Raw genomic sequence first — 11,848 nt, 5'->3', positions numbered from 1 at the left:
GTCGCCGACCTATTCTTCGGGGGTGCGGGTGGCGACCAGCAGCCAGTTGGGATCGGCGGCGCGGGGATCGCGGCGGAAGGTCCATTCGTCGGTGACGTTGACGATGCGGTCGGGGCTGCCCTCGATCACCCGGCCTTCGGCATCGCGCAGCAGATTGACCTGCTCGCTGACGAAGCGGACGGTGATTTCCGAGAACGCGCCACGAACCTCGGCCTCGATCGGCTCGACGGTGCGGATCGAGACCAGTTCGGTGGTCAGCGTATCGCCCCGGGCGGCGTGGGCATCAATCACGGCGACAAAATTGGCGAAGACCTCGGGCGAGAGCAACTGGCGCAACGTCTCGCGGTCGCCTGCGGCAAAGGCGGTGACGACCATCGTGAAGGCGCTGCGCGCCCCGGCCAGGAATCCGTCGAGGTCAAAGCTGCGGTCAAGCGCGCGGATGTCGGCCAGACCGCGCGATGCCGGGCTGCCCGGCGCCGGTTCGGCCACCGAACGGCGGGCCGAGGCGAGGTCAACGACATTGCTGGCGGCCTCTCCCGCGCCCCAGCGCTCTGGCGGCTGTTCGGCCCCGGTGCGGCGGCCCAACACACTGCGCAGGCGCAAAACCAGGAAGGCGGCGACCATCGCGAAAAAAATGATATCGAGGTAATGGAATCCGTCGTTCATTGAGCGAGTCCGGGATAGGCTGGGGGTGATCCGCTGTTTCCGGCCCAGATGGGACGGGGGGGATGCGGCGAAGTGCAACACCGGCTTAGTCCAAGACATAAGCCGTGAAGGGGGAAAGAGCAAGCATGGGTTGGATGCTGTTCGCGGGCCTAATCGCCCTGCCGGTCGCCGAGATCATGGTGTGGGTCAAGATGTCGGCGGTGATTGGCGCCGGCGCGACGATCCTGCTGTCCGTGTTGGCCGTTCTCGTTGGTCTCTCGATTTTGCGCCGCCAGGGGCTGGCGGTGCTGCTGGACGCCCGCTCGCGGCTGGAGCTGGGCGAAATGCCGGTCGCTGCGGCGTTCGAGGGATTGTGTCTGTCGGCGGCGGGCTTCCTGCTGGTGCTGCCCGGCTTTCTCACCGACATCCTGGCGGTGGCGCTGCTGCTCGCTCCGGTCCGTGCCGCGTTGTGGCTGTGGATCGAGCGCAATGCCTCGACCATCGTCGTTGCTCAGGGCGGGGCGGGGACAGGCGCGGGACCAGGCGGCGGTGCGCGGTCCGGTTCCGGTCCGGTCATCATCGACGGCGACTTTCACGAGGTCGATCCCAAGGCGCCGCCGGTGGATCGGCCCGTCGATCCCCGGCCGTAAGGGATGAGCCTCGCTGGCGAGGCGGCGGACCGGTCGTCCGGTCTGCCCCATCCGCTCGATCTGCTGCGCTGGTATCTCGATGCCGGGGTCGATGAATGCATCGGCGACATCGCGATCGACCGCTATGCCGTGCCGCCACCGGTCCCGCGTCCGGCGGTCGCTCCGTCCGCGTCGGCTTATGCTCCCGCTGCCCCGCGATCCGTCGCGCCGGGGCGGGCGGGGAGCCCGCCGCCCGCTTCGGGGACCGCGAGCCAGATCGCCAGCGCCTGCGCCAGCCTGACCGAACTGCACCGGGCCTTGGAAGCGTTCGAGGGGTTGCCGCTGAAACAGGCGGCGACCTCGACGGTGTTCGCCGACGGAGCCGCCCAGCCCCGGCTGATGTGCATCGGCGAGGCCCCCGGTCACGAGGAGGACCGTCAGGGGGTGCCGTTCGTCGGGGCGAGCGGAAAGCTGCTCGACCGGATGCTGGCCTCGATCGGGCTCGACCGCTCCGAGGTCTACATCACCAATATTCTGCCGTGGCGGCCGCCCGCCAATCGCAAGCCGACCCATGACGAAGTCGCGGTGTGTCTGCCCTTCGTCGTTCGTCATATCGAACTGGTCGATCCGCCGCTGCTGCTGCTGCTGGGGGGGGCCGCCGCCTCGGCGCTGCTGGCGCGGGCCGAGGGGATCAACCGGCTGCGCGGGCATTGGTTCGAAGTCGGCTCGCCCGGATTGCAGCGCCCGGTGCCGACCCTGGCCACCTTTCACCCGGCCTATCTGCTGCGCACGCCCGAAGCCAAGCGCGAGGCGTGGCGCGATTTGCTGCTCTTGAGCAAGAAGTTATAAGTTCCGGCCGAAAGAGCAGGGACGGCGTGCGACTCTCTGGACCATCGCCCGCCCGCCGTGTCATCCTTTGGCCCGACCGGGAGTAAGACGCCGTGCGGCATCGCCCTCGTGGGGAAAACATCATTCGCTTCGACAGCGTGGGGCTGCGCTACGGCCTGGGGCCGGAAGTGTTGCGCGACGTCACCTTCGCCCTGCCGTCGGGATCGTTCCATTTTCTGACCGGCCCCTCGGGTGCCGGCAAATCCTCGTTGCTGCGCCTGATGTATCTGGGGCTGCGGCCGACGCGGGGGCGGGTGGTGCTGTTCGACCGCGACATCGCCACCACCCGGCGCTATGAATTGCCCGCGCTGCGGCGGCGGATCGGGGTCGTGTTCCAGGAATTCCGCCTGCTCGACCACCTCACCGCGCTCGACAATGTCGCGCTGCCGCTCCGCGTCCGCGGCGTGCGCGAGTCCGAGATCAGGAAGCACGTTCCCGAATTGCTGTCCTGGGTCGGGCTGGCTGATCAATTGGGGGCCAAGCCCTCGACCCTGTCGGGGGGGCAGAAGCAGCGGGTGGCGATCGCCCGGGCGGTGATCGGGCGGCCCGATCTTCTGCTGGCCGACGAACCGACCGGCAATGTCGATGACCATATCGCGATGCGGCTGATGTATCTGTTCGAGGAGTTGAACAAGCTGGGAACCACCATCGTCGTCGCCACCCATAACGAATCGCTGGTCTCGCGCTTCTCCCACAATCCGCGCCTGCATCTGGAGCACGGCCAGGTGACCAGGGTGAACTGAGCCGATGTTCGGGCGACATTCCGATCTTCCCCTGGCGGGAGACGCGACCAGCCGCTTTTTGCCCTGGCTGGTGGCGCTGATGGTGTTCCTGGCCGCGATGGCGGTGTCGGGAGCCTTTGCCGTCGATGAGGTGATGAGCCGCTGGGACCACGATGTCTCGGGGACGGTGACGGTCCAGGTGCTGCCCGCGGGCGGTGATCGGGCCGAGGCCGCCACCGAGGACAGGGTCCGCCAGGCGGTCGATCTGATGCGTCTGGTTCCCGGCGTGCTGGCGGTGCGGGCGATGGACAAGGCCCGGACCCTGGCCCTGCTCGAACCCTGGCTGGGCGGCACCGACGTCGTTCGCGATCTGCCGCTACCGCGCCTGATCGACGTCACCATTGATCCCGACGCCCGCATCGATCTGGCCGAAATCGCCGACCGATTGTCGCGCACCGTTCCCGGCGCCTCGCTCGACGATCACCGGGTGTGGCTGTCGCGGCTGGTCAACCTGTCGCGGACGATGGAATGGCTGGCGATCGTCGTGGTCGGTCTGATCGGCCTTGTCACCTCGGCAACGGTGGTCTATGCCACCCGAACCGGGATGGCAGTCCATCACGATATCATCGAGGTTCTTCACCTGATCGGCGCGCATGACGATTATATCGCCCGCCAGTTCGCCGACCGCGCCTTCGTCCTGGGTCTGGGCGGCGGGCTGTTCGGGTTGGCGATGGCGGTTCCGGCGCTGTCGGCGCTGGGTTGGGCGGCGCGGCGGCTGGAAGGCGGCTTCCTTCCCAGCATCGGGATGCCGATCGCCGGTTATGTCGTGCTTGGTTTGCTGCCGGTGCTGGCGGCGGGGCTGGCGATGCTGACGGCCCGGCTGACCGTCCACGGCGCCTTGGCGCGGATGCCATGATGACGGGGCGAGGCATTTTCGCCGCGATCGGCCGCGCCGCCGCGCTGGCGGCGGTTGTGGCGGCGTTGTGGCTGGGCGGCCTGCTGTGGTTCGCCGCCGCGTTGCCCGATACTGTCGAGGATCCCGACACCGTCACCGATGCCATTGTGGTGCTGACCGGCGGGGCCGAGCGGGTCGCGGGCGGGTTGGCCCTGCTCGAAGCGGGCAAGGCGCGGATGCTGTTCGTGTCGGGCGTCCATCGCGGTGTCGATCTCTCTGATCTGCTGCGCCAGACTCATCCGCTGTCGTCGCCGCCGTCCTGCGGCGGGCGCTGTATCGCGCTTGGTCATGCTGCCGACGACACTGTCGGCAATGCGGTCGAGACTGCCGCCTGGATGCGGGCGGGCGGGTTCGGCTCGTTGCGTCTGGTGACGGCGGCCTATCACATGCCGCGCTCGTTGCTGGAATTCCACCGCGCGATGCCGGGGCTGGCGATCGTGCCGCATCCGGTCTTTCCCGATGCGTTCAAGCAGGATCAGTGGTGGCGCTGGCCCGGTACGATCCATCTGCTGGCGCTGGAATATAGTAAATATCTGGTGGCGATGGTTCGCCCCCTGGTCACCTCCCTTATCCCGGAGAAGAAACCGTGAGCGTTGTTCGGTCCGCCCTGTTTTTCGTCTATCTGTGTAGCTGGACGGTGCTGCTCTCGACCCTCTACATCCCGCTGCTGGTGATGCCGCGGCATTGGACGGTGGTCGCGGCGCGATTCTGGCTGTCGGGTGTCATGGTGGGTCTGCGGGTGCTGATCGGGCTGACCTGGGAGTTGCGCGGGGCCGAAACCATCCCCGAGGGTGCGATCATCGTCGCGTCGAAGCACCAATCGACCTTTGAAACCTTCGCGTTTCGCCGGGTCTTTCCCGATCCTGCCTTCATTTTGAAGAAGGAATTGCTGTGGATACCTTTTTTCGGCTGGTATCTGTTCAAGTCCGGGGTGATCGCGATCGACCGCTCGGCTGGCACGCGGGCGTTGAAAGAGATGGTGAAGGGGGCCTCGGTCGCCGCGACGAAGCGGCGCCAGATCATCATCTTCCCCGAAGGCACCCGCGCCGCGCCGGGGACGAAGCTGCCCTATCATTCCGGGGTGGCGATGCTGTACGGCTCGCAGAATCTTCCGGTGGTGCCGATCGCTTTGAATTCAGGGGTTTTCTGGCCGCGCGGCGGCTTTTTGAAGCGGCCGGGTAAGATCGTGATCGAGGTTCTTCCCGTGATTCCGCCCGGTCTCGACCGCAAGACCTTCATGGCCGAACTGGAGAACCGGATCGAGACCGCCAGCGACCGTCTCGTCGCCGAGGCCCGGCACGCATTGAACGAAAAGTGACGGTTTTGTGATGTTTGCTCCACAGACCGGCTGTGGCTGTGGATAAGTCTGTGGAGCGTGGTGCGCGCGGCTGTGGATCAATGCCGCGCGGGGTGGGTTGCATCGGCGGCGGTTTTGTCCTAACACCGCCTCGATCGTTCTTCGTTTCGGAAAGGGTGGTTTCATGGCGGACGGTACTTCGACGCCGGTGCTCGGCATTATCGGCGGCAGCGGCGTTTACGACATCGACGGACTGACCAACAAGGAATGGCGCACGGTCGAAAGCCCGTTCGGCGCGGTCTCCGACCAGTTGCTGTTCGGCGATCTCGACGGGCAAAAGCTGGTGTTCCTGCCGCGCCATGGCCGTGGCCACCGCATTCCCCCCTCTGAACTGAACTTCCGCGCCAATATCGACGCGATGAAGCGGGCGGGCGTCACCGAGATTTTGTCGGTGTCGGCGGTCGGCTCGCTGAAGGAAGATCTGCCGCCCGGCACCTTCGTCATCGTCGATCAGTTCATCGACCGCACCTTCGCCCGCGCCAAGAGCTTCTTCGGAACCGGTCTGGTCGCCCATGTCAGCATGGCCCATCCGACCTGCGAGCGTCTGTCCGACCTCGTCGAGCAGGCGGCGGCCGAAGCCGGAATCATCGCCGTGCGCGGCGGCACCTATCTGGTGATGGAAGGTCCGCAATTCTCGACCAAGGCCGAAAGCGAGATGTATCGGCAGTGGGGTTGCGACGTCATTGGCATGACCAACATGCCCGAGGCCAAGCTCGCCCGTGAGGCCGAGATCTGCTACGCCAGCGTCGCGATGGTCACCGATTACGATTGCTGGCATCCCGATCACGATGCCGTCACCGTCGATGCGATCGTCAAGGTGTTGCTGGAAAACGCCGACCGCGCCCGCCTGCTGGTCAAGACCGTGGCTCCCAAGGTCACCGGTCGGTCGGCTCCGTGCGCCAAGGGCTGTCACACCGCCCTCGACAACGCGATCATCACCCATGGCGAAGGCCGCGATCCGTCGCTGGTCGCCAACCTCGACGCGGTCGCTGGCCGGGTGCTGTAACACGCCCGCTCCGACGCTCAATGTCGCAGATCACCCTCTTCCACCACCGTGGGAGAGGGTTTTTTGTGAGGAATGGGGCGTGTCAGTTCGGCAGCAGCCGGATCAGCGCCGCCGAGGCTTCCGCCTCGCCGAGATCGGCGAGGACCGGGCGACGCAGAATCGTTACCCGACCGCGCGGGGCGCACAGATCGGGATTGGACTCCGCCGAGAACAGCACCACCGAGGGGCACCCGGTGGCGGCGATCAGGTGCATCGGCCCGGTATCGTTGCCGATCGCGGCGACGGCGTCGCGGCCGAGGCTAAGGATATCAAGGAACCCGGTGCGCCCGGCGAGGTCGATCGCCTCGGGGCAAGCGGCGCGGATCGCGGCGATTGCCTCGGCCTCGGCCTCGGTGCCGAGCAAAACCGGAATAAGCCCGCGTTTGGCCAGCCGTGCCGCGACCGCGCCGAACCGTTCGGCGGGCCAGCGCTTGCCCGGCCGGTGGGGGGCTCCGCCGGGGCAGATCAGCACGAACGGCGCCGACAGGCCGAACTCGGCTGCGGTTCCGCCTGCAACCCACGACAAATCGGGCGGCGGAACCTCGGGAATGTCGGCCATCGCCAGTTGCTCGCGCTGGCGCTCGATCGTGTGCATCCGGTCGCGGTGGGGGTTGGCGTGGGGGTGCGAGCAGCAGCGGGCGATTCCCGACCATTCGACCCCGCCGCCGAGCAGGCGGAAATAGCTGGACGACCGGTCGGAGGTCTGGAGATCGTAGACCCGGTCGAAGCCGCCGCCGCGCAGCCGTCGCCGAAGCGAGAGCAGGCGGCGGACCTGCCAGAACCGGGGTTTGTCGTCGATCCACACCTCGTCGAACCACGGACAGGCCCGGGCCAGCCCGACGAAGGGGCGGGTGGTCAGCAGGGTGATCGAGGCGTCGGGAAAGCGGGCGCGGATCGCCGCGAACGGCCCCAACGCCTGGACGAAGTCGCCCAGCGCTCCCAGCTTGATGACCAGGATGCGCCGGGGCGTCACGGCAGGGGCGGGGGTACGGGCTGGCTCAACACCTCGTCATAGACGGCCAAGGTGCGGGAACACATCGTTTCCTTGGTGAAATTGGCGCGGACATGGTCCATCGCCTGACGGGCCATCACCTCGCGCTCCTCGGATCCCAGCGCCAGGACGCGGTCGAGCGCTTTGGCCAGCGCCTCGGCATCGCCGGGGGGCGTCAACCATCCGGTCTGGCCCGGTAGCACAGTTTCGGCGCTGGCACCGTGCTCGGTGGCGATCACGGCGCGGCCCATCGCCTGGCCCTCGACGGCGACCCGGCCGAACGCCTCGGGATCGGTCGAGGCCGACACCACGACGTCGGTCAGCATGTAGGCCGCTGGCATGTCGTTGCATTCCCCGGCGAGATGGACGATGTCGCCCAGACGGCGGCGGCGGACCAGATCGACCAGATACTCGCTGTAATCGGTGCGTCCCTGGTCCGAGCCGACCAGCAGGCAGCGCAAGTCGCGACGGTCGAGCAGGGCCATCGCCTCGATCAGCACCGCCTGACCCTTCCAGCGGGTGAGGCGGCCCGGCAGCATGATGACTTTGTACCCATCGGGCAGCCGCCATTTCTGCGCCAATTGAATGATCCGCTCGGGGCTGACCCGGGCCGGGTCGAACCGGCTGAGGTCGATGCCGCGCGGCACCACCCGGATGCGGTCGGGATCGACCCCATAGACGCGCCAGACATGCTCGGCGATGAATTCGGAAATCGCGATCACCCGCTCGCCGCGCGTCATCACCGAATTGTAACGGTTCTTCAGCCCGAACCAGCCCAGATTGTAGGTGCCGTGGAACGTGGTGACGAAATGACGGTTGGTACGGGCCGCCGCCATCCAGGCGCTCCAGGCCGGAGCGCGCGAGCGGGCGTGGACGAGATCGACTCCGCGCTGTTCGATCAGATCGGACAGGCGATCGACATTGCGCCTGATCGTCAACGGGTTCTTGCTGGCGAGCGGCAGGGTGATATGCTCTGCCCCGACGCGGGACAGTTCGCGCGCCATCGGCCCCCCTTCCGAGGCGACGATGGGGGTCCACCCGGCTTCGGCCAAAGCGGCAGCGACATCAATGGTGCCGCGTTCGACGCCGCCAGTGACCAAAGCGGGCAGCACCTGCAACACCACGGGCGGACGGGAGCCCGACGGGGGCGCGACAAAGGGGACTGCGTGGTCCATGGACATCCGGAAACGAGAGCAAAAGCCATGACGGCGATCAGGGACGGCGAGGTTGGTCTCACCGGGCGCGGGATATTATCACGCCCCGACGGCGCGACAATCTCCTACAGCAGGCTAGAGGGAAAAAACCCGGGGGTGGTCTTTCTGCATGGCTATCGCTCGGACATGAGCGGCGGCAAGGCGCTGGCGCTCGAAGAACTGTGCCGTGCCCGGGGGCAGGCGTTCCTGCGCTTCGATGCCTTCGGCCATGGCGAATCCTCGGGCGACGTCTTCGACGGCACGATTGGCCGTTGGGCCGCCGACGCGGTCGCGGTGATCGAGGCGCTGACATCGGGGCCGCAAATCCTGGTCGGCTCCAGCTTTGGCGGCTGGATCGCGACCTTGGCGGCGCTGGACTTGCGGTCGCGGGTGGTCGGGCTGGTCGCCATCGCCGCCGCGCTCGATTTCACCGAGGATCTGATCTGGGCCGATCTCGATGTCGATCAGCGGCGGACCTTGCTTGAAACCGGCGAGATCACCCTGGCCGACGACAGCGGCGGGGACGAGCCGCACTGGCGCTTCCGCCGCGCCTTGATTGATGACGGACGCAACCACCTGCTGCTGCGCGACTTCGTCAATCTGTATTGCCCGGTGCGGCTGATCCACGGTCAACGCGACAGCGATGTGCCGTGGCGGACCTCGCTGCATTTCGCCGAGATGCTGGCGTCGGACACGGTCGAGATCTGTCTGGTCAAGGATGGCGACCATCGCCTGTCGCGGCCCGAGGATCTGGAGCGGCTGTGCCGCACCGTCGATGATCTGCTGAACTGCGTTCGGGTCTGACCCGAATCTGTCGCCTGTTGGGATGGGGAAACGCTGTGTCTGTCGTTTTGTTGGAGCGGGCCGCGCCGGGGCGGGCTCCGTTTGCTCTGGTCGCCCTTGCGCTGGTTCTGTCGGGCTGCTCGGTGGTTAGTCCCGATCACAGTCCCGATGCGCTCCGGGCCAACGCCGAGGCGATCAAGACGATCCACCTCGGCCTGTCGCCCGCCGCCGCTTGCCCCCGGCTGGCTCGGGTCATGTCTTGGTGCGCCAACGGCCCCAATTATCATTACCGCTGCGTGATCGCGGCGGATAACAGCCGCGCCGTTCTGACTGGAACGCTAGAGGCGGTGTTTCATGCCGAAGTGTTCCTCGTCACCGACCTTGTCCGCAGCGAGGGCGGAACTGCCGCGACGATCTACCAGCATACGGGGGTGATGCTGCCCGATTATTCCGAACTGATCCAAACCCGCCTCAACGACCGGGAATGCCATCCGGACTAGCGGCAGTCTTTCAGCGCGCGGCGGCCAGTTCGAATTCGAGATCGGCGATACGCTTGGCCAGCGCGGCCTTGACCGAGGCGGCGGCCCAGGGCTTGAACGCGGCCTGCTCTTCTTTTAAACGCTGCAACAGGCGCAACTTTTCGTCCTTTGACCGCTTGATCGGCTGCCGGTCCGAATGTTGGCCCTCGTGGGTGCGCCAACCGCTCATGCTCTATACCTTTCGTCGGTATCGTGGGGCCGCGGACTATGCCCGGACCCGATCTGCCGCGCAAGCGCCAAACCATGACAGCACCAGGGCGTATCGGTGCCCGGATGACAACGCCCATCCCGTCTCTGGAGTCGGATCAAGGCCGAGGCCCCGACATAGCGGCCCGAGCCAAAGCGGCTTCCCGTCAAGCAAAGCCGAGGAACAGAACCAACGCCCGGTTGACCGCGACCATCGTCGCGTCGTCGAGATGGCCGATCACCCCGCCGACCTTGTCGCGGGCCACCGTCATCGTTTTGTCGACCATCACCTGAGACGGCAGGCGAAGGCCATTCTCTGGAGTCGGATCGAGACCGATCCGAAACAGCGGGGTCGGCCGAAGGTCGCTGGTGATCGGCAGTACGGTGACGGAGGGATGCTCGTCGAACAAGTCCGACTGGATCACCAGAGCCGGGCGCGGCTTGCCGTAATCGCCCTGAAGAGCGATGAGAACCAAGTCGCCACGCCTCACCGCCAGCCCTCGGTGTCGGAGGTTGCCTCGATCCAATCCAACGTCTCGCGCTCGTGCGGATCACCCGCCAGGACATGCGACTGCCGACGGCATTCCTCAGTAAAGCCGGGGCGTCGAGCATCGGGCACCCAGATCTGGACAGGGCGCAATCCGGCAGCGCGAAGCCCCTCGCGGTGCCTTCCGACCCGACGGGCGATCGGTGTGGCCATGGTGGTTCTCCTGCACAGGGCTGTTACATGTAACGTAGGCATTTCATGCCCACGCTTCAAGTCCGATCCAAACAGTGCGGCTGGTGTTCACTCCCGTTCGATCGTCTCTTTGATCCGCAGCACCACGGCACGCATCCCATCCCAGACTTCGAGTCGGCCGAGATCGGCCAAGGGAATCGCTGGCCAGCCGGTCGGCTTGGTCGTGGTGATCTTTCCGGGAACCAAGGCGCGGATCTCGTCGAGGATCTCTTGGCGGCGTTCCGGGGCGGCGAAGGCGGGATCGGATTGCAGGTATTGAAGGGAGGTCTCGAACTTGCCCGAACTACGGCGGATGAAGAACGGCCAGGATCGTTTCCCCGAGGGGCGTTGTTGCGAGAACGTGATGGCGTCTCGGCTGGGGGTGATATCAATCAGGAAGCCCGCCGTGCGAAACCAAGCCAGTACCTGATCCGCCCCTGTCCGGGCTTCAGGGCCATGGCGTTCCTGCAACGCCGCCAGCCATTCCTCTTCTGTTTCCTCGGGGCGGTCGTTCACCGCCTTCACTGCCTGGGCGCGTTCGGTGGCGCCCAGCACGCGCGGCACCAGGGTGCGCAGACCATCCCGCGACAGGTACTGCTCGATCTCGATTGCCAGTACTTCGGCCGGTCGCATCTGCTCATTCAGAAACTCGACGATTCGCCGCAATTCCTTGGGGATGCGGTCGGCGAGAAACACCATGCGAATCCGTCCGGCAGTAAGGTTGGATTCGACCTGACGCCAGAACCCCTCTTCGTCGGCACCCTCGGGCAGAAATGCGGCAAGTCGTTCCTCGTATGGCTCCCCGGCCTCGGCACAGGTCGCTTTGAACGCCTCGACGATCTTGCTGATCGGCCAATAGGCGACGCCATTGGCGGCATAGTCGAGCATCTGCGCCACCACCTCGCGCCGTGCCCGGGTGTCGCTGGCGCGCTTTACCTCGACCAGAATCGGCACCCCGGCGGTGTCGAGGAATAAATGGTCGAGCGACCAGCGATCGACCCCACCCTGGCCATCGGGCACCCCGGCCTCGCGGCGGACCAGCAACAGAGAGTCGATTCCGAATGCCGCCGCGATCAGGTCGGGATGGTCGGCGAGCAACCGCTGCAACAGGTCCTCGCTGTCGTAGTCGGCCTGATCCAAGCGGGTCAGACGATTTTCGGAGCTGAGAACAAATATCTGGCTCATCGTTTTCTCCGG

At 66.2% G+C, this 11,848-nt stretch carries 16 protein-coding genes; 9 read left to right on the top strand and 7 right to left on the bottom strand.

Annotation, left to right across the window (positions count from 1 at the left end):
* Positions 1 to 9: 9 nt before the first annotated feature.
* Entirely contained in the window at positions 10 to 666 is a 657-nt protein-coding gene (locus tag BLW40_RS07490; RefSeq protein ID WP_074767116.1) for a Tim44/TimA family putative adaptor protein, read from the bottom strand.
* A gap of 125 nt (positions 667 to 791) precedes the next feature.
* Between BLW40_RS07490 and BLW40_RS07485 the strand changes: the two genes are divergently transcribed.
* From BLW40_RS07485 to BLW40_RS07455, 7 genes are all read left to right on the top strand, one after another.
* Positions 792 to 1,295: an FxsA family protein gene (locus BLW40_RS07485; RefSeq protein WP_074767114.1), complete on the top strand. Its 504-nt coding sequence runs from the start codon at positions 792 to 794 to the stop codon at positions 1,293 to 1,295.
* A 3-nt stretch (positions 1,296 to 1,298) separates the two neighbouring features.
* Positions 1,299 to 2,123: a uracil-DNA glycosylase gene (locus BLW40_RS07480; protein ID WP_074767112.1), complete on the top strand. Its 825-nt coding sequence runs from the start codon at positions 1,299 to 1,301 to the stop codon at positions 2,121 to 2,123.
* 92 nt (positions 2,124 to 2,215) lie between these two features.
* Complete coding sequence (gene ftsE, locus BLW40_RS07475) at positions 2,216 to 2,905, top strand: cell division ATP-binding protein FtsE (RefSeq protein WP_074767110.1); 690 nt, start codon at positions 2,216 to 2,218, stop codon at positions 2,903 to 2,905.
* A gap of 4 nt (positions 2,906 to 2,909) precedes the next feature.
* Positions 2,910 to 3,800: a cell division protein FtsX gene (locus BLW40_RS07470; RefSeq protein WP_074767108.1), complete on the top strand. Its 891-nt coding sequence runs from the start codon at positions 2,910 to 2,912 to the stop codon at positions 3,798 to 3,800.
* Entirely contained in the window at positions 3,797 to 4,429 is a 633-nt protein-coding gene (locus BLW40_RS07465; protein ID WP_074767105.1) for a YdcF family protein, read from the top strand. Before BLW40_RS07470 ends, BLW40_RS07465 begins: the two co-directional genes overlap by 4 nt.
* Positions 4,426 to 5,157 (top strand): lysophospholipid acyltransferase family protein, encoded by a 732-nt coding sequence (locus BLW40_RS07460; protein WP_074767103.1) that lies wholly within the window; start codon positions 4,426 to 4,428, stop codon positions 5,155 to 5,157. Before BLW40_RS07465 ends, BLW40_RS07460 begins: the two co-directional genes overlap by 4 nt.
* A 163-nt stretch (positions 5,158 to 5,320) precedes the next feature.
* A complete protein-coding gene (locus BLW40_RS07455) occupies positions 5,321 to 6,202 on the top strand; it encodes an S-methyl-5'-thioadenosine phosphorylase (RefSeq protein WP_074767101.1) in 882 nt (293 codons plus the stop codon).
* An 82-nt stretch (positions 6,203 to 6,284) separates the two neighbouring features.
* Here BLW40_RS07455 and BLW40_RS07450 read toward each other — a convergent pair whose 3' ends face one another.
* Both BLW40_RS07450 and BLW40_RS07445 read right to left on the bottom strand, forming a co-directional pair.
* Positions 6,285 to 7,214 carry a glycosyltransferase family 9 protein gene (locus BLW40_RS07450; protein WP_074767099.1) on the bottom strand — a complete coding sequence of 310 codons (930 nt, stop codon included), beginning with the start codon at positions 7,212 to 7,214 and terminating at the stop codon, positions 6,285 to 6,287.
* Positions 7,211 to 8,407, bottom strand: a complete 1,197-nt coding sequence (locus BLW40_RS07445; RefSeq protein WP_074767097.1) for a glycosyltransferase family 4 protein — start codon at positions 8,405 to 8,407, stop codon at positions 7,211 to 7,213. Before BLW40_RS07445 ends, BLW40_RS07450 begins: the two co-directional genes overlap by 4 nt.
* Before the next feature lie 27 nt (positions 8,408 to 8,434).
* On the opposite strand from BLW40_RS07445, the gene BLW40_RS07440 reads away from it, so the two are divergent.
* Both BLW40_RS07440 and BLW40_RS07435 read left to right on the top strand, forming a co-directional pair.
* On the top strand, positions 8,435 to 9,229 hold the full coding sequence (locus BLW40_RS07440; RefSeq protein ID WP_074767095.1) for an alpha/beta hydrolase: 795 nt from the start codon (positions 8,435 to 8,437) through the stop codon (positions 9,227 to 9,229).
* A gap of 35 nt (positions 9,230 to 9,264) precedes the next feature.
* Entirely contained in the window at positions 9,265 to 9,708 is a 444-nt protein-coding gene (locus tag BLW40_RS07435; RefSeq protein ID WP_139305533.1) for a hypothetical protein, read from the top strand.
* Positions 9,709 to 9,718: 10 nt separating this feature from the next.
* Here the strand turns inward: BLW40_RS07435 and BLW40_RS07430 are convergent, their stop codons facing one another.
* The 4 genes from BLW40_RS07430 to BLW40_RS07415 form a co-directional block, all read right to left on the bottom strand.
* Positions 9,719 to 9,916 (bottom strand): hypothetical protein, encoded by a 198-nt coding sequence (locus tag BLW40_RS07430; RefSeq protein WP_074767090.1) that lies wholly within the window; start codon positions 9,914 to 9,916, stop codon positions 9,719 to 9,721.
* A 184-nt stretch (positions 9,917 to 10,100) separates the two neighbouring features.
* A complete protein-coding gene (locus tag BLW40_RS07425; RefSeq protein ID WP_342027655.1) occupies positions 10,101 to 10,409 on the bottom strand; it encodes a type II toxin-antitoxin system PemK/MazF family toxin in 309 nt (102 codons plus the stop codon).
* Between the two features lie 11 nt (positions 10,410 to 10,420).
* Positions 10,421 to 10,633 carry an antitoxin MazE family protein gene (locus BLW40_RS07420; RefSeq protein ID WP_074767471.1) on the bottom strand — a complete coding sequence of 71 codons (213 nt, stop codon included), beginning with the start codon at positions 10,631 to 10,633 and terminating at the stop codon, positions 10,421 to 10,423.
* Positions 10,634 to 10,720: 87 nt separating this feature from the next.
* Positions 10,721 to 11,836 carry a PDDEXK family nuclease gene (locus BLW40_RS07415; RefSeq protein ID WP_074767086.1) on the bottom strand — a complete coding sequence of 372 codons (1,116 nt, stop codon included), beginning with the start codon at positions 11,834 to 11,836 and terminating at the stop codon, positions 10,721 to 10,723.
* Positions 11,837 to 11,848: the final 12 nt, after the last annotated feature.

The sequence above is a fragment of the Magnetospirillum fulvum genome, assembly GCF_900108475.1.
Classification (GTDB): Bacteria; Pseudomonadota; Alphaproteobacteria; order Rhodospirillales; family Magnetospirillaceae; genus Phaeospirillum; species Phaeospirillum fulvum_A.
Note: the sequence above shows the minus strand (reverse complement) of the source record. Positions and strands in the feature narration are given on the sequence as shown.